Source organism: Flagellimonas sp. 389 (assembly GCF_018449435.1).
Lineage (GTDB): Bacteria > Bacteroidota > Bacteroidia > Flavobacteriales > Flavobacteriaceae > Flagellimonas.
The window spans coordinates 20,734-38,273 of record NZ_JAHCMU010000007.1 but is presented as its reverse complement, the minus strand read 5'-3'; the positions used below and the strand labels follow the sequence as shown (position 1 = coordinate 38,273).

General features: G+C 38.8%; 11 protein-coding genes. 10 read left to right on the top strand and 1 reads right to left on the bottom strand.

Annotated elements, in window-relative coordinates; translation table 11 throughout:
• Window positions 1-136 precede the first annotated feature (136 nt).
• The 6 genes from KIM67_RS07475 to KIM67_RS07450 all read left to right on the top strand — a co-directional run bounded on the left by KIM67_RS07475 (window position 137) and on the right by KIM67_RS07450 (window position 7,906).
• Entirely contained in the window at window positions 137-1,876 is a 1,740-nt protein-coding gene (locus KIM67_RS07475) for a glycoside hydrolase family 3 N-terminal domain-containing protein (protein ID WP_250149193.1), read from the top strand.
• 47 nt (window positions 1,877-1,923) lie between these two features.
• Window positions 1,924-3,222, top strand: coding sequence for a glycosyl hydrolase family 17 protein (locus KIM67_RS07470; RefSeq protein ID WP_250149192.1), 1,299 nt, complete (start codon window positions 1,924-1,926; stop codon window positions 3,220-3,222).
• Between the two features lies 1 nt (window position 3,223).
• Entirely contained in the window at window positions 3,224-4,735 is a 1,512-nt protein-coding gene (locus KIM67_RS07465; protein WP_213830721.1) for a glycoside hydrolase family 30 beta sandwich domain-containing protein, read from the top strand.
• A gap of 12 nt (window positions 4,736-4,747) precedes the next feature.
• Entirely contained in the window at window positions 4,748-6,178 is a 1,431-nt protein-coding gene (locus KIM67_RS07460) for an MFS transporter (protein WP_213830720.1), read from the top strand.
• A 46-nt stretch (window positions 6,179-6,224) separates the two neighbouring features.
• Complete coding sequence (locus KIM67_RS07455; protein WP_213830719.1) at window positions 6,225-6,860, top strand: hypothetical protein; 636 nt, start codon at window positions 6,225-6,227, stop codon at window positions 6,858-6,860.
• A 158-nt stretch (window positions 6,861-7,018) separates the two neighbouring features.
• The gene (locus KIM67_RS07450; protein WP_213830718.1) at window positions 7,019-7,906 is read left to right on the top strand and encodes a glycosyl hydrolase family 17 protein; all 888 of its coding nucleotides are present in this window, start codon (window positions 7,019-7,021) and stop codon (window positions 7,904-7,906) included.
• A gap of 200 nt (window positions 7,907-8,106) precedes the next feature.
• On the opposite strand, the gene KIM67_RS07445 is transcribed toward KIM67_RS07450, so the two are convergent.
• Window positions 8,107-8,838, bottom strand: coding sequence for a ribonuclease activity regulator RraA (locus KIM67_RS07445; RefSeq protein WP_213830717.1), 732 nt, complete (start codon window positions 8,836-8,838; stop codon window positions 8,107-8,109).
• Between the two features lie 147 nt (window positions 8,839-8,985).
• Between KIM67_RS07445 and KIM67_RS07440 the strand changes: the two genes are divergently transcribed.
• From KIM67_RS07440 to KIM67_RS07425, 4 genes are all read left to right on the top strand, one after another.
• Window positions 8,986-11,268, top strand: coding sequence for a chondroitinase-B domain-containing protein (locus KIM67_RS07440; RefSeq protein WP_298868349.1), 2,283 nt, complete (start codon window positions 8,986-8,988; stop codon window positions 11,266-11,268).
• Complete coding sequence (locus KIM67_RS07435; protein ID WP_213830715.1) at window positions 11,269-13,536, top strand: heparinase II/III family protein; 2,268 nt, start codon at window positions 11,269-11,271, stop codon at window positions 13,534-13,536.
• Window positions 13,537-13,541: 5 nt separating this feature from the next.
• On the top strand, window positions 13,542-13,895 hold the full coding sequence (locus tag KIM67_RS07430; RefSeq protein ID WP_213830714.1) for a cupin domain-containing protein: 354 nt from the start codon (window positions 13,542-13,544) through the stop codon (window positions 13,893-13,895).
• 414 nt (window positions 13,896-14,309) lie between these two features.
• A complete protein-coding gene (locus KIM67_RS07425; RefSeq protein ID WP_213830713.1) occupies window positions 14,310-17,537 on the top strand; it encodes a TonB-dependent receptor in 3,228 nt (1,075 codons plus the stop codon).
• Window positions 17,538-17,540 lie beyond the last annotated feature (3 nt).

The window sequence follows — 17,540 nt, the reverse complement described above, 5'->3', positions numbered from 1 at the left end:
CAAATACTATTAGTCTAACTAACTTAAAATGTTACAGTCTCATTTAAAATAAGAGACTAAAACTATCCAAAAAATGACCAATTCCATGCTTTGCTTTGTGGTGGCTTTGTCATTTTTGTCTTGCAAAAACCAAAAGATGAACCCTGAAACCAATACAGGTCTTATCATAGAACAAAAAATTGACTCACTCTTGACGCGGATGACCTTAGATGAAAAAATAGGGCAAATGACACAAGTGCGGCACTTTGATGATATTTCTGAAGAAGATATCGCTTCAAAGTTCATTGGCTCCATAATTCATACACAAGGTCCGCTACCTGGAGAAACAGCTATGGAATGGCAAGAAAAGTTTACAGAACTACAGAAAAAGGCATTGTCGACCCGTTTGGGAATCCCGATGTTTTTCGGCGTAGATGCCATTCATGGACAAAACACTTTTGAAGGTGCTACTATATTCCCGCACAACATTGGTTTGGGAGCTACCCGAAATGCAGAACTGGTAGAACGTGCAGCCCAAATTACTGCGTTGGAAGCACAAGCTACTGGATTTACATGGGTTTTTTCACCCTGTGTGGCCATACCCTACAATGAAAAATGGGGCAGAGTGTATGAAGCATTTTCTGAGAATACAGAACTGACGGCAAAATTGGCTAAAGCTTCAGTAAAAGGACTTCAAGGTAAGCTATCCGATAAGCGAACGGTAATGGCAACGGCAAAACACTTTATTGGAGATGGTGCCACGGACTATGGTTTTGAAGGTGGCGATACCTCTTTAAACATGGACGAAGTAATAGAACGATTATTGCCCCCTTATAAGATTGCGGTTAATGAAGGTGTTGGTTCTGTGATGGCATCGTTTAATTCGTTATCGGGCAGGCCAATGCATGCCCACAAAGAACTCATTACAGATATCCTAAAGGGAAAGATGGGCTTTGATGGTATTATGGTTTCGGACTGGAAAGGCTATTCCCGATTTGGGGAGAACGACATTATCAATGCTGGGGTAGATGTAGTAATGGCCGTGGAAGGTGATTTTGAAATGTACCTTGAAGGCTTAAAAAATGGTGTGCAAAGCGGTGATGTGCCACAAGAACGTATTGACGATGCGGTAAGGCGCATATTGCGTCAAAAATATAGATTGGGTCTTTTTGAAAACCCCTTTCCAGATGCTACGTTAATCGAAAAAATTGGAATTCAAGAGCATCGGGATGTTGCACGACAAGCGGTAAGGGAATCATTGGTATTGCTTAAAAACAACGACAATATACTCCCACTTGATAAAAAAACGAAAAAAATTGTAGTTGTAGGGGAGCATGCCAATAATGCTGGATTACAGTCTGGAGGATGGACAATAAACTGGCAGGGCTCCACAGAAAATTATAAAGGAGCAACCACTATTCTCGAAGGAATTGAAAAAATAACTAAAGGAACAGTAGTTTACGATATAGATGCATCGGGAAACCATAATGATGCTGATGTTGCCATTATAGTAATTGGTGAAACACCTTATGCCGAGTCTTTTGGGGATATAGGCGGCGAAATAGATGCGTATCAATTAACACTGACCGAAAGTCACCGAAACTACGTGAACACTTATGCCAATATGGGCGTGAAAACTATAGTGATATTGATTTCGGGTCGACCCTTGGTAACAACACAACAAATAGAACAATCAGAAGCATTTATTGCTGCATGGTTACTTGGGTCCGAAGGAGGAGGTGTTGCGGAAGTGCTTTTTGGAGATTACAACTTTAAAGGAACATTACCGCACTCATGGCCAAAATCGGTCGAAGACTATAAAGGAAAATATGGACCTAATTTTTGGGACAAAACAATCACTCCGCTATATCCATATGGATTTGGACTGAGGTATTAAGAATGTTGAATCAAGATAGTTATAACTAATGATGAAAACCAAACGACATGAGTATACAAGGAATGATAAGACCAATAGTTGCTGCACTAGTGCTGACAGTAAGCTATTCATGTAAAGAAAAGACAACCAAAGTAGAAGACAACAAACCTCAAATAGAAAAAGAAGTGATAGCTAAAGACATTTTAGGTAACCCAGACTACTTGGCAATATCCTATGGTGGTTATAAGGCAGATACACGGGATGTTCAGCCTACCATTGCCGAACTAAAAGAAGATATGAAGATTCTCTCCGCAATGGGCATCAAAATTTTGCGTACGTACAATGTCCAGTTACAACAGGCATCCAACCTGTTAAAAGCAATACAAGAACTAAAAAAGGAAAATTCCAATTTTGAAATGTATGTAATGCTGGGTGCATGGATAGATTGTAAAAATGCGTGGACCGGAGAAACTCCCGACCACAATGTAGAAAGTGAACAAAATGAAGGTGAAATTGCTAGAGCTGTGGCTCTTGCAAACCAATACCCGGACATTGTAAAGATTATTGCAGTTGGTAATGAATCCATGGTCAAATGGGCCGAGAGCTATTACGTACAACCGTCCGTCATTCTAAAATGGGTGAACCATCTTCAGGAATTAAAGGAAAAAGGAGAACTGCGCAAAGATTTGTGGATTACAAGCTCCGATGATTATTCTTCATGGGGTGGGGGAGATGATAGCTACCATACCGAAGACCTTGAAAAACTCATCAAAGCCGTAGACTATATCTCAATGCATACCTATCCCTATCACAACTCACATTACAATCCTGAGTTTTGGGGCGTCCCCGAAGCGGAAGAGCAACTTTCGGATATCCAAAAAATCGACTCGGCTATGGTTCGAGCCAAAGCATTTGCCGTTTCACAGTATGATGCTGTCTCAAATTATATGAAAAGCTTGGGTGTTGACAAACCGATACATATTGGTGAAACAGGGTGGGCAACAGTATCGAACGGTCATTATGGCCCTGAAGGTTCAAAAGCTACCGACGAATACAAAGAAGCCATGTATTACCATCAAATACGTGATTGGACAAATGCTAATGGTATTTCCTGCTTTTATTTTGAAGCTTTCAATGAAAAGTGGAAGGACGCCGCAAACGCTAGTGGATCCGAAAATCATTTTGGTCTTTTTACTATCGAAGGCCAAGCAAAATATGCCTTATGGGATATGGTCGATAAAGGAACTTTTGAAGGTTTGACCAGAAATGGAAACCCAATCACCAAAACATATGATGGAGACAAAGAAGCATTGATGCAGGATGTTCTTGTCCCTCCAACCAAGAAAGAACAGGCAGTTGCCCACTAACATGAAAAAGTTTAACATATTTAATTTTAGTATCACATTGGCTATACTACTCAATGCGTGTAACGTAGATAACAAATTGGAAGTCGAAGTATTCGAAACCTCGGCAAATGGAAATAGGCTAAGTAAAATCAGCAACTTTTCTTCTCCCGGTATCGAATCAAAAATAGAGATATTACCAGATCAAAAGTTTCAGACCATTACCGGTTTTGGAGGTTCTTTTACGGAGGCATCGGCGTATTTGTTGAACAATTTGAGCAAGGAGAATCGCGAGAAAATAATAGAAGCCTATTTTGGTGACGAAGGAGCACGGTATTCTTTGACCAGAACGCATATAAATTCGTGTGATTTCTCTTTGAGCAATTATTCCTATGCCCCGGTCGAAGGTGATATGGAGCTAAACCATTTCTCAATTGAAGAGGATAGGGATGATATCATTCCCTTTATAAAAGAGGCAATGGCTGCTTCTAGGGATGGATTCAAGATTTTGGCATCCCCATGGACAGCACCACCTTGGATGAAAGATAATAAAGACTGGCGTGGGGGCAAGTTATTGCCAGAATATTACGATACATGGGCACTTTTTTTCTCTAAATATATCGATGCCTACAAATTAGAGGATATTGATATTTGGGGCCTTACCGTAGAAAATGAGCCCTTGGGCAATAATAACAATTGGGAGAGTATGCATTACACCCCCCAAGAAATGACCGATTTTGTAAAGTATCATCTAGGGCCTAAGCTGGAAGAGGACGGTCATCAGGTAAAAATATTAGGATATGATCAAAATAGAGGTGAGGAGCTTCAAGAATGGGTAAAAGTCATGTTCCAAGATGAAGCTGCATCAAAATATTTTGATGGTACAGCAGTACATTGGTACGCTAGTACCTATGATTGGTTTCCAGAATCGTTACAGTTTGCCCATAACGCGGCTCCCACAAAGCATTTAATACAATCAGAGGCCTGTGTGGATGCAGAAGTGCCCGTATGGAAAGACGATGCTTGGTATTGGAAAAAAGAAGCTACTGATTGGGGATGGGATTGGGCCCCTGAGCATGAAAAACATTTACATCCCAAATATGCACCTGTAAACCGCTATGCCCGTGATATCATTGGTTGTCTTAACAATTGGGTAGATGGTTGGATAGACTGGAATATGGTCTTGGATACACAAGGAGGTCCCAACTGGTTCAAAAACTGGTGCGTGGCCCCAGTAATTGTAGATATTGAAAAAGATGAGGTCTACTTTACACCTATTTATTATGCGCTTGCCCACTTTAGCAAATACATAAGACCAGGTGCAGTACGAATTGGATTTGAAAAAACAGATGATTCATTAATGATTACAGCCGCTAAGAATCCTAATGGGGAAATTATCGTAGTTGTTTTTAATGAAGAAAATGAGCCAAAAAGCGCAATGCTTCAACTGGGCGAAAAAATCACCAATATCAACATAAGTGCACAGGCACTGCAGACCTTGGTAATTTCTGTTGATGAATCAACTAATACTAACTAAAACACTATCATTATGTCTAATGTAAAAACTGCTAAAAAAGATTTGGTCCCATTAGGACAAAAAGCCGCCTTTGGAGCAGGTCATTTGGTTTTGAACCTATATCCAGGAGCCTTGGGTTTTTTCATGTTCTTTTTGCTGACCGCATTTGGAATGGACCCATTTTTGGCAGGACTTTTAGGTGGACTGCCCAGATTTTTCGATGCGATTACAGATCCCATCATGGGATTCATTTCGGACAATACCAGTTCAAAATGGGGAAGAAGGAGACCCTATATTTTGGTTGGAGGTATTCTGAGTGCCTTTACATTTGTCTTGCTTTGGCAACTTGATGAAAACAATTCTTCAGACTATAACTTTTGGTACTTTCTAATTATGTCCATGGTTTTCCTTATTGGAAATACCATGTTTGCAACACCTTTGGTGGGCCTAGGCTACGAAATGACTTCCGATTATAACGAACGGACACGTTTAATGGCGTTTTCGCAAACAGTAGGTCTTTTGGCTTGGGTGATCGTACCCTGGTTTTGGGTAATCATTGCCGATCCCGATATTTTTAGTAATCAAGCAGAAGGTGTAAGAACCATGGCAATTTATGTTGGGGTAGCCTGTCTGCTACTTGGCCTTTTACCTGCTATTTTTTGTAGGGGTATTGATGCTTCTCACATGGGGAATAGGAAAAAACTAACGTTTACCTCAATATTTAGCAACTTAAAAGATTTATTGATCAGTATAAAAGAGGCTATAAAGAATAAACCTTTCATGAAATTATGTGGCGCTACTTTTTTGGTTTTTAATGGTTACCAGATTGTTGCGTCTTTTAGTTTCTTCATTTTCGTTTTTTACATTTTTAACGGAAGTTATGAAGCCACTTCGACATGGCCAGCCTGGTTCAGTTCCATTGGAGCACTTGTTTCAGCATTTTTAGTGATTCCAATTGTGTCAAAAATGGCTGAAAAATGGGGTAAAAAGAAAGCTTTTATTGTTTCAACAGCTCTTTCCATTGTTGGATATGCTATGAAATGGTGGGCTTTTACTCCAGATAATATTTGGCTTTCTTTTGTTCCAATACCTTTAATGTCATTTGGTTTAGGTAGTTTATTCACTTTAATGATGAGTATGACCGCAGATGTTTGTGATTTAGACGAACTCGTTAATGGAATGCCAAGGAAAGAGGGTACTTTCGGTGCATTATACTGGTGGGTTGTAAAGCTTGGTCAAGGATTGGCGCTAGTTTTAGGGGGCTTGGTATTAAAGGTAATAGGATTTGATGGTAACGCAGCCACGCAGACAGTAGATACTTTGACAAAATTAAGAATTGCCGATATCATCATACCCGTGGTAACCGCAGCTTTGGCTATTTGGATTATGTGGAAATACAGCCTATCCGAAGAAAGAGCAAAAGATATTAAAGCTCAATTGGAAGAAAGAAGAGGAGTGTTATAACAATGTTGAATTGTTAAGAAGATCAAATAATTAAAAAAACAGTAAAATGTCAACAAAAATAATAATCCTATTAATAGGAGTCTTGCTTACATTAACCGCAATACTCGCCGGCAAAAAAGGAAATTCAGGCAAAGGGCTTATCAGCTCCAAACTGGGAATACCTATGGGAATCATTGGTATTTTAATGATGATATACGGGAGTTATTCTTCTGAACTGGTAAATTATAACAGCCAAATAGAACAGGTATCCATAGGGAAAAAGTTGAAAATTACAGGACCGGTAAATGTTGTGAAAGTAGTTTCTCCAATAGATAAAGATTCCGTGGATTGCCGTATTTTAACTATGGGAGTTTATCCCGAATCCCATGAAAAAGATATTTGGGTAATCATTAGACCCACTGATGATAGATATTATCCACAATCGGACCATACCAATACTTCCTACAAAAGAGATGGGGAATGGCAGGTAGTAACCCGTTTTGGTGGAGATAAGGGTGAGGTCTATGATTTGATTATTTATGAAGCAGATGTAACGGCTTCATCATTTTTTAGTTCCACCATTGCAAAATGGAAAGAAGCAGATGATTATCCTGGTTTAAAGCTGGAAGAAATGCCTGCTGGAGCCAAAGAAGTAGAGCGTCTTAAGATTTATACAAGGAAAAACTGTAGAGGCGTTTTTTAATGGATATCAGACTAGTAGCTCCACTTGCAGTTTGGGTAATGTGGAAAAATATAATCAATCTGAAAAAACGAAAGAAATCAAAGCCAAACCTATCAAAGGTAGAAGCGAGCTTTAGCTTAATTTTAAATAAATTAAATAGAATACTTTAAAGGAACATTATGTCATCATCTAGAAAAGAGAAGTTTTTGGCACTAGCTGCCATGGATTATGCTGATAAAACCACCTCCGAACTCGAAAGCCTATGCAGAAGTGTTTTAGAAGATGGTATGCACGGACTGTGCTTTAGTCCCTATGTGGAAGGACAAAAACCTGGTGACCAGATTACAGAAGACCAGATACGCAGAAGAATGGAAATCATTAAACCTTATACTAAATGGATTCGTTCTTTTTCATGTACCGAAGGTAATGAGGCCATTCCACGTATAGCAAAGGAATATGGTATAAAAACTATGGTTGGAGCATGGTTGGGCGATGACCCCAAAATTAATAAGCAAGAGGTTGAAAACCTTATTGAATTGGCCAAAGAAGGTCACGTAGACATTGCTGCCGTCGGTAACGAAGTTATGCTTCGGGGCGATTTAACCGAGGATGAACTACTGGCTTTTATGTCGCAAGTAAAACAAGCAGTTCCCAATGTGCCCGTAGGTTATGTGGATGCTTATTATGAGTTTACCGAACGTGAAAGAATCACAGAAGCCTGCGATATTATATTAGCCAATTGTTATCCATTTTGGGAAGGTTGTGATATGGATTATTCGCTACTGTATATGAAAGACATGTACCAGAGGGTAGTAAAAGTTGCCAATGGAAAAAAGATTATTATTTCAGAAACAGGTTGGCCAAGCCATGGTACCAATCTTGAAGGTGCATTCCCATCGCATGAAAATGCGCTCAAGTACTTTATGAATACCCAAAAGTGGGCTTTGGAAGATGATATCGAGATATTTTATTTCTCTTCTTTTGATGAATCATGGAAGGTGGGTGCCGAAGGTGACGTTGGAGCCTATTGGGGACTTTGGGATAAAGATGAAAAACTTAGATTCTAAGAATCAAATACATATTCTATAGGATGATTTTGATAACTACATAGGTAAATAAATCTGTGTTTCGAATTTATCCATTATAGTAAGGATTTTAGCAGAAGTTATTGACGAGTATTTTCTTAGTTAGCTTTGTTGCGGATTGTAATCAAGAATAGGTAGACTGGGAAGATACAAGATATAAATTTGACAAAAACTTGTTAGACCTACTCATTTTTAGAGGTATTTAGTTTTGATTTCCAAAGCTCAAACTCCAAGATTAATTTTGAATCGGTCAATGGGTATAAACCAATCACGGATACACCTTTTTGCACTTTTTCCATAACAAATTCTTCGTAGAGGGTCATATCCAAGCATTCCTTTGCTACATCATAAGCAATGTCTTTTGGTATGACCATGACACCATCATGATCACCAACGATAAAATCCCCCGGAAAAACAGCTACGTCCCCACAACCAATAGGCTCGTTAACAGCTATAGCTTGATGCAGTGATAAATTTGTAGGTGCCGACGGCATAACGTGAAAAGAGGGGAAATTAAGTTCCGCGATTTCTTTGGAATCACGGAAGCCACCATCGGTCACAATACCCGCAACACCTCTATTCATGAGTCTGGTAACAAGAATTGACCCTGCAGAAGCCGCCCTGCCATCTTTTCTACTATCAATGACCAGCACATAATCTTTGGGACATTCTTCTACGGCAACTCGTTGCAAATGTTTAGGGTTTTTAAATACTTCAAGCGAATTCAAATCTTCCCGTGCAGGAATGTACCTTAATGTATAAGCCCTACCGACCATTGTATGCTTTATGGCATTTAACGGCCTAACTTTTTGAATGAACTGATTTTTTAACCCTCGTTTAAAAAGATTGGTGGCAATGGTTGCCGTGCTTATCTTACGTAATTTGTTTATAATTGATTCATCACTATTTTTCATACTTCAAAAATGTATTTCTGACGGTTTTGCCTTCTTATCTTTGTCAATATGGTAAATATACATATATTTGGTAAACCAATTTGGTAAACCAATTTTTAGATGAACATTTCTACTCGATTTTTTTTCTGTATTTGCACAACTTTATTAGTGTCATGCAACTCCCCAAAGGACTCAAAACAACTGGTCAATTCTGTAGAAGAATTCAATACTGCGGTGGAAAATGCGCAGCCCGGAGACGTCATAACATTGGCCAATGGCGTATGGAAAGATACGGAATTGTTGTTTGAGGGAAATGGTACTGAACAAAACCCTATTACCCTTACTGTTGAGGAAAAAGGAAAAGTATTCTTAGAGGGAAGTTCTAACATTAGAATCGCAGGAAGCCATTTGATAGTGGAAGGGCTTGTTTTTAAAAATGGATTCACACCCACTACCGAGGTCATTTCCTTTAAAAAAGATAAAAAGACTGTTGCAAATAACTGTAGGGTAACCGAGTGTGTTATCGATAATTTCAATAATCCCGAACGTCACGAACCAGATACTTGGGTCGCTATCTATGGAAAGAATAATAGGATAGACCACAACCATCTTGTTGGTAAAGGGAACCGTGGTGTAACTATGATTGTTCGTCTTAACACGAAAGAAAGTCAAGAGAATAACAACAGAATAGACCATAATTATTTTGGCCCTCGACCTAACCTTGGTTCCAATGGTGGTGAAACATTGCGTATTGGTACAAGTCATTACTCCATGATAAACTCAAACACTTTGGTGGAGTCAAATTATTTTGACAGATGTAATGGAGAGCATGAAATAATCTCTAACAAATCTTTTCAAAATACATACCGGGACAACGTTTTTTTCGAATGTACGGGAACATTGACCATGCGGCATGGTAACGAAACTTTGGTAGAAGGCAATGTTTTTATTGGAAACAATAAACCAAGTACAGGAGGTATCCGCGTAATCAATGGGCAACAAACGGTTCGCAATAACTACGGAATTGGTTTAAAAGGGTATCGTTTTCGAGGGGCTTTCGTAGTGATGAACGGGGTTCCGAATTCGCCTATCAATAGATACTTTCAAGTTGAAGATGCTAAAATCAGTAATAACACATTTATAGACTGTGACCATATACAATTGTGCGCCGGTAGTGATGCCGAAAGAAGCGCGGTGCCCATCAATTCTTCTATATCCAACAATATTTTCTACAATGAAGCCAAAAATGATATTTTTACGGTATACGATGATATCGATGGAATTTCGTTCGAAAACAATCTGTTGAGCCCAAATATTGTTTCAATTTCGGAAACTGGCTTTTCCTCTAAAAAACTTGATTTTGTTGAAAATGAGTACGGACTTCGGGTTCCTAAAAATACAGGAGAAGGTCAAGGTGCAGTTTTGAGCGATAAGTTGGCTACCAAAGAAAACACCGGAGTTAGCTGGTATTCAAAAGAAGATGCTGAAGTTGCATTATCATCAGGAAAAAAGATTTCGATATCCCCAGGATTGAATACGCTGTTCGATGCAGCAAAAAACTCCAATCCGGGAGATGTAATAGATTTGGAAGCCGGTAGGTACACCATAACCAAAACCATAGCTATTGGACACCCGTTGACCATTACATCTAAAAGCAATGAAAAGCCACAAATATTATTTGAGAAAAAATCAGCTATTACTATTCAAAATGGTGGAAGTCTGTCATTACAAAATTTGACCTTTGATGGTGAAGAATCACCGGATAGAACAGGCAATTCGGTAATCAGTACAAGTAAATATTCTATGAACAAGAACTATAAATTGTTCATAGATAATTGCGAATTCAAAAACTTGGACGTCAATCATTCTTTTGATGCCATCAGGACCTATAAAAATACGTTTGCCGACACAATAAGTATAAAAAATTCAATCTTCAAAACCGTCTCAGGAAATATAGTAGCTCTGGACAAAGAGACAGATGATATTGGTATTTACAACGCTGAGTACGTTATCATGAAGAATTCAGTTTTTTCAGACATAGGTGGTGCTGCGCTAAGATTGCATAGAGGTGGAAAAGACGAGAGTACATTTGGACCTTTCTTGGAAATGGAACATTGTACATTTGATAATGTGGGCCATGATAAGCGAAACAGATATGATAAAGCGATCTCTTTATATGGTGTTCAGGTAATCGATATCAAAAACAATATTTTCAATAATAGTAAAGGAATAGGAATGCATTTAGTTGTAGGCGAGCCCATTGTCGCTATATTGAATAATAATTTTTTCAAAACCGAGACAACTACGATAACGGGAGACCAGAAATACACTATTGAAAATGCATGGACATTTCCAGTTGAGTTTGAATCTGATGACTATAAGATCAGCTCAAATTCTGCTATAAAAGGTAAGGCAACAGATGGCAGTGATTTAGGCGTAATATCTCAATAAATGAAACTATCAAGAGTCCATAATAGGTTTTCCTCTCTACTTTCTTTACTGGTAACACTCCTTTTTTTCCAGCTTTTTATCCAGGCACAGGAACATCCTAAACTTATTCTCACTAAAGATGGAGTTGCACAGATTAAATCCAATTTAGGCAGTATTCCACTGTTTGATAAGACTTTGACCCAGATAAAAAAAGAAGTGGACGTAGAAATTGAAAATGGTATTGATGTTCCTATACCAAAAGATTTTTCAGGTGGATATACACACGAAAGGCATAAAAGAAACTTCTTTATTTTACAAAAAGCAGGTGTGCTGTTTCAAATTTTGGATGACGAAAAGTATGCAAGGTACATTCGGGATATGCTTTTTGAATATGAAGAAAAATATCAAGATTTACCGATACATCCACAAGAAAGATCATATGCAAGAGGGAAGTTATTTTGGCAATGCCTCAACGATTCAAATTGGTTGGTGTATGTAAGCCAAGCTTACGATTGTATTCATGATTGGCTCTCCAAAAAAGAGCGAAAACAGTTGGAGAAAAACCTTTTTAGACCTTTTGCGGATTTCATATCGATAGAAAACCCACAATTTTTTAATAGGGTGCACAATCACAGTACATGGGGCAATGCTGCCGTTGGTATGATCGGCTTGGTAATGGATGATGAGGAATTGGTCCAAAGGGCTTTATATGGAATTAAGGATGCTAATCTTAAGACCGGCGCTAAGGATAATGATGGAGGCTTTATAACTGTTGAGGGACAGGAAGTTGGTTTCTTTGCCAATTTGGAAGAACCATTTTCACCGGATGGATACTATACAGAAGGTCCTTACTATCAAAGGTACGCTTCATACCCATTCCTAATTTTTGCCCAGGCATTGCACAATGTCAAACCAGAACTAAAGGTGTTTGAACATAAAGACAGCGTTCTTTTAAAATCCGTTAATGCTTTGTTGAACTTAACCGATGCAGATGGTGAATTCTTCCCCATCAATGATGCCCAAAAAGGGATGTCATATTTTTCAAGGTCGTTGGTGAGTGCAGTTGATATTGCTTACTATTACGGAGGTAAGAATCCCGAATTGCTCAGCATCGCAGAAAAACAGCAACGTGTTGTTTTAGACGAAACAGGGTTGTCGGTAGCGCTTGGTTTGCAAAACAAGGAGGCTCGCCCTTTTGTTAAGGAATCGATAAGTTTTTCAGATGGCTCAGATGGCAAACAGGGTGGGATAAGTATCTTAAGGCAGCCTACAGATGGGTTTGCACTAGTTTTTAAGTATACCGCTCAGGGCCTTAGTCATGGACATTACGATAAACTATCGTATATGCTTTACCAAGATGGAGAAGAAGTGTTGCAAGATTATGGATTGGCAAGATTTGTAAATATCGAGCAAAAAGGAGGTGGTAATTATTTAAAGGAGAACAAGACTTGGGCAAAACAAACCGTGGCCCACAATACATTGGTTCAAAATGAAGTATCCCATTTTGGTGGGGCATACGATGTAGGGAGCAAACATCATTCGGATCTGCATTTTGTCGATTTTTCGAAAGAAGCTATTCAAATTGTCAGTGCTAAAGAAGAAAATGCCTATCCCGGAACAAGCCTGCAGAGGACACTGGCAATTATTAAAGACGATAATCTGAAAAATGGATTTGTACTGGATATCTTTAGGGTCAAGGGCAATAAAGAGCATCAATACGATTTGCCCTTTTACTATATGGGGCAAATTATCGATACAGATTTTGACTATGATGTTCCATCAGTTTTGACTTCGCTGGGAAAAGAAAATGGATACCAACATCTTTGGTTAGAGGGAAAAGGAAATCCTGAGAAGGAGAATACAAAACTCACTTGGCTCAATGATCAAAAATTTTACAGTTTAACATTAACAACCAAAACCAACGACGAACTTCTGTTTACAAGAATCGGTGCCAATGACCCAGAGTTTAATTTACGAAGAGACGCTGGGTTTATGTTGCGCAGGGAAAACGTTGCTAATGATGTTTTTGCGGCTGTCATTGAATCACATGGGTCTTACAGTCCCGTTTCGGAATTAGCTAAAAATGCATCCAGTAAAGTAAAGGATTTAAGTGTTGTGGCCAATGGGGAGGACTATACTGCAGTAACTATAGAAAATTCTACTGGGGAAAAACATTTGTTTATAGTGTGCAACAAGAAATCTTCGGCACAATTAGAACATACATTGGAAATAGATAAATATATATATAAATGGATTGGCCCGCATTATTACGGAAAAATCAAAAAATAGGACGTATGGAAAGTTTTGGATCAAGTAAAGAGTTTTTGTTTGGAAATGAAATCCCTTGGGAAAACGTGGGAGAAGGCGTAGAGCGACAAATAATGGGATATGATGATAAGATTATGTTGGTAAATGTAAAGTTTGATAAAGGTGGAATAGGGCCTATGCACGAACATTATCATTCACAAGTAACCTATGTGGTAAGTGGTTCTTTTGAACTTACTATTGGAGATGAGACCAAAATATTGAATGGTGGTGATTCCTTTTACATCCCTCCCCACGTAATGCACGGAGCCGTGTGTTTAGAAGCAGGTTTTTTAATAGATGTATTCAGTCCCATTAGAGAGGATTTTATGCAGAATAGTTAAAAAAAGATGATAAAAATCAGTTCTTGATAATTTAAAAGATGATAAAATTTTAAAATCTTGAAATTTTAACATTTTATTTCAAATAAGGCTTTTTTTTAACCTTTAGATAACATATATTTGGTAAACCAAACTGGTTGACCAATTTGGAATACCAATTAAACCAAGAACTATGATAGACAGTTAATACCATAAAAAAAGGATAGGTGCACGCCTATCCTTTACTTTATTACTTCTTTTCGGAGGGAAGTAAAATCAACAAATACACATATAGTATGCGAATTGAAGAATATAAAAATAATCAAATTCTTCCAGATATCAGATATTGTAAAGGCTATTTGTTGCAATCAGAATGATTCATTGATTCCATTATATGGAATTGGAATTGACTCAACATTCAAACTAACTATTTTACAAATGAGCTTAAAAATTAAATTTTTTTTAGTTGGTTTATTACTCAGTAATATCCAACTGTTCGCGCAACAAACTTTTACCGTTTCAGGAACGGTAACTGATGCACAACAAATGCCCATTCCTGGGGTTAACATTATAATTTTAAATACTACTAGAGGTACACAAACCGATTTTGATGGAAATTTCTCCCTTTCGGTATCTGATGGTGAGGTATTGCAATTCTCATATATTGGATTTTCATCGCAGACCGCAGTTGTAGCTGGCCAAACAAATCTAAACATCGTTCTTCAAGAGGATGTTAGCCAATTGGATGAGGTTGTGGTAATCGGTTATGGTGAACAAAAGCAAAAAAATGTTACCAGTGCACTAACTAAAATTGGAGGTGAAGAACTTGAAAATTTTGCCGTTGCACGGGTTGAAAACGCGTTGCAGGGTAAAGTTGCAGGTTTACGGATTCAGACCACATCTTCTGAAGCGGGCGGTGACCCACAGATTACCCTAAGGGGTCCAGGTTCAATAACGGGATCTTCCTCTCCACTAATCGTAGTCGATGGTATCGTTCTGGGAAATGATCCAGACCTTTTGGCCACTATTGACAACAACAACATCGCATCCTTGAGTGTCTTGAAAGATGCCGCATCTGTGGCCATATACGGTTCGCGGGGTGCAAATGGGGTGATATTGGTGACCTTAAAAGAAGGTGTTGCCGGAAAAACATCGTTTACCTACAACACGTTTACAGGTATTAAATACTCGAGAAAAAACAACAATTTTAATACTACAATAGCACAAGAAAGGTCTAGACTGAATGGTTTACAAGGCCAAGTTGATGCCATCTCTCCGACCAGTGAAAATTTTGAGAGAATTACAAATGATTACAATGTTGCATATGCTGAACTGGAAGCAATGGACTTTATTGCTTCATTGGGAGATGGTGAGCAAAATTGGCAAGACGAAGTTTTTCCTGGAGGTACGATAACCAGCCATTCTTTTTCTGCTAGAGGAGGAACGGAATTGACAAAATATACCGCCTCTATGAGCTATCTGCGAGATGAGGGTATTGCTTTGATCGATGATTTTAAAAAGTACAATGCAAGAATAAAAGTAGATAGTAAATCGAAAAACGGTAAAATTAAGTTCGGTACAAATATTCGTGCTAACTTTATTGACCAAGACAGGTTGCCGGCACGATTTACAGATCCATTAAGACAATACGGACATTTACCCTTATTTCTAAATGAAGATCATTTAGATTATGTCACAAACTTTTCAAGGGATATTGGTGTTTCAACAGATGCGGGAGCGCAATTTGAAAATCTTGGGGTAGGCAGCTATGGTTTCTCGAGAGCTTTTGACCATGTGTTTACCGTTGACCCGAACAACCCAAGGGCAATCGCAAGAGATCCAAGTACGGGATTACCGTTAGTTAGTGATTTAACTTCTGGTGGATTGACGCTTTCTACAACAAGAAACGTACACCCTTTGGTTCATTTTTTGGAACGTTCGAGTACCAAGAACCAAATTAACCTGAACGCTTCTGCATACTTTGATTTTAAATTGGCGGATGGATTGAACTTTAGACAAGCTGTGTCAAGCGTGTTCAGGCATACCCGAACCAACCAACAAGACAATGTCTTGGGTCAAGAAAACAGGGATCAAGAATCGTTCAGGTTGGTCAGGAAAGACGAGCTCTACCAGTATGCCTTTGAATCCTTGTTGACCTACAACAAAAGTTTGGGCAAACATAATTTCAATCCAGTACTCGGTTTTGAATACACGTACAGGGACTTTTTAAGACAAGAATCCGAAGCGGTGGGTTTTACCAATGACTTCAATGAAAATATTGCACTTGCCGATAACGGAACTACTTTTACCCTGAACGGTGAAGATAAATTGGTCTCATATTTTGGTCGAATAAATTATGACTACGACAGCAAGTATCTGTTTCAGGTATCGGCACGTGCCGATGGAAGTACAAGGTTTGGACCAAATACCCGATTTGGTTTCTTTCCTGCAGCTGCTGTCGGGTGGAATGTATCCAGTGAAGACTTTTTATCTTCTAGTGAATTTATTACTTTCTTAAAACTTAGAGCAAGTTACGGTGCTTCTGGTTCCAATGAAATATCCAACAACGTTTTTGATTCCCTATACCGTTTTGAAGAAACCTTCAGTACTGTGGGGTATAATGATGGTGTGGGGGTTAAAGCAACTACGCTGCCCAATGCGGATTTAGGTTGGGAAAAGATAATTGAATTCAACCCGGGTATCGACATTACTTTTGGTAGAGGGTTATTGAGCCTTACTGCAGATTACTACGTGAGAACGAACGAAGATTTGATTCTTTTTGCTCCTATCGCGGCCACTTATGGAGCTGATGCTTGGTTGCAGAATCTTGGAGAGGTCAAAAATGAAGGTGTTGAGATTGTGGCCAGTACTAGGTTGTGGAGAACCGAAAATTTTAGATGGAACGCATCAGGACAATTCACTTTGAATAGAAACACTGTAGAAAGCTTGGGCCAAAACGAACAGATTATTTCCAGAATCGATCAAGATACTCGGCCAACAGAGTTTATCGCTCGGGTAGGACAACCTATAACTTCCTTCTATGGTTTTGTATATGACAGGGAGATCCCATTGGAATGGGTTGACAATCCCTTTAATAGATTCAATAACGATTTTGCAGATGTATATGTGAAGGATTTGAACAATGATGGTGTTATTGACGATGAGGATAGAACTGAGTTAGGTAATCCCTATCCTGATTTTGAATGGGGCTTTAGCTCTGACCTTACGTACAAAGATTTTGACTTGTCTTTCCAATGGCAAGGATCGCACGGAGCCGAGGTTAGGGTAGCGGATTTAGATCAGTTGTATTATGCCAGTGAATCTGCGGTAAATGAGGTGGCCAGTTTTCCTGATGCCGATTTGACCGTGCACCGAAGGTTTACGGACGACCACATTCAAGATGCTTCGTTCATTGCTTTGAGAAACTGTACTCTTGGCTATACGGTACCCAGCGAGTTGGGCGAACGATATGGTTTTGACAAATTGCGCTTCTATCTAACGGGGGAGAACCTGTTATACTTTTTTGCAGAAGGTTACGAAGGCTTCAATCCTGAAGCGGTGGGACAAACCTCCAATAATGCAAATACCCCGCTCACTTTTGGCTATCAAAGAGGTGATGGTCCAATAGTTAGATCAGTATCATTTGGGATTAACTTTCAATTTTAATCA

Coding starts and splice junctions, on each gene's coding strand:
- KIM67_RS07475 (WP_250149193.1), top strand. CDS start 137: ATGAACCCTGAAACCAATACAGGTCTTATCATAGAACAAAAAATTGAC.
- KIM67_RS07435 (WP_213830715.1), top strand. CDS start 11,269: ATGAAACTATCAAGAGTCCATAATAGGTTTTCCTCTCTACTTTCTTTA.
- KIM67_RS07425 (WP_213830713.1), top strand. CDS start 14,310: ATGAGCTTAAAAATTAAATTTTTTTTAGTTGGTTTATTACTCAGTAAT.
- KIM67_RS07460 (WP_213830720.1), top strand. CDS start 4,748: ATGTCTAATGTAAAAACTGCTAAAAAAGATTTGGTCCCATTAGGACAA.
- KIM67_RS07445 (WP_213830717.1), bottom strand. CDS start 8,838: ATGAAAAATAGTGATGAATCAATTATAAACAAATTACGTAAGATAAGC.
- KIM67_RS07465 (WP_213830721.1), top strand. CDS start 3,224: ATGAAAAAGTTTAACATATTTAATTTTAGTATCACATTGGCTATACTA.
- KIM67_RS07470 (WP_250149192.1), top strand. CDS start 1,924: ATGAGTATACAAGGAATGATAAGACCAATAGTTGCTGCACTAGTGCTG.
- KIM67_RS07455 (WP_213830719.1), top strand. CDS start 6,225: ATGTCAACAAAAATAATAATCCTATTAATAGGAGTCTTGCTTACATTA.
- KIM67_RS07450 (WP_213830718.1), top strand. CDS start 7,019: ATGTCATCATCTAGAAAAGAGAAGTTTTTGGCACTAGCTGCCATGGAT.
- KIM67_RS07430 (WP_213830714.1), top strand. CDS start 13,542: ATGGAAAGTTTTGGATCAAGTAAAGAGTTTTTGTTTGGAAATGAAATC.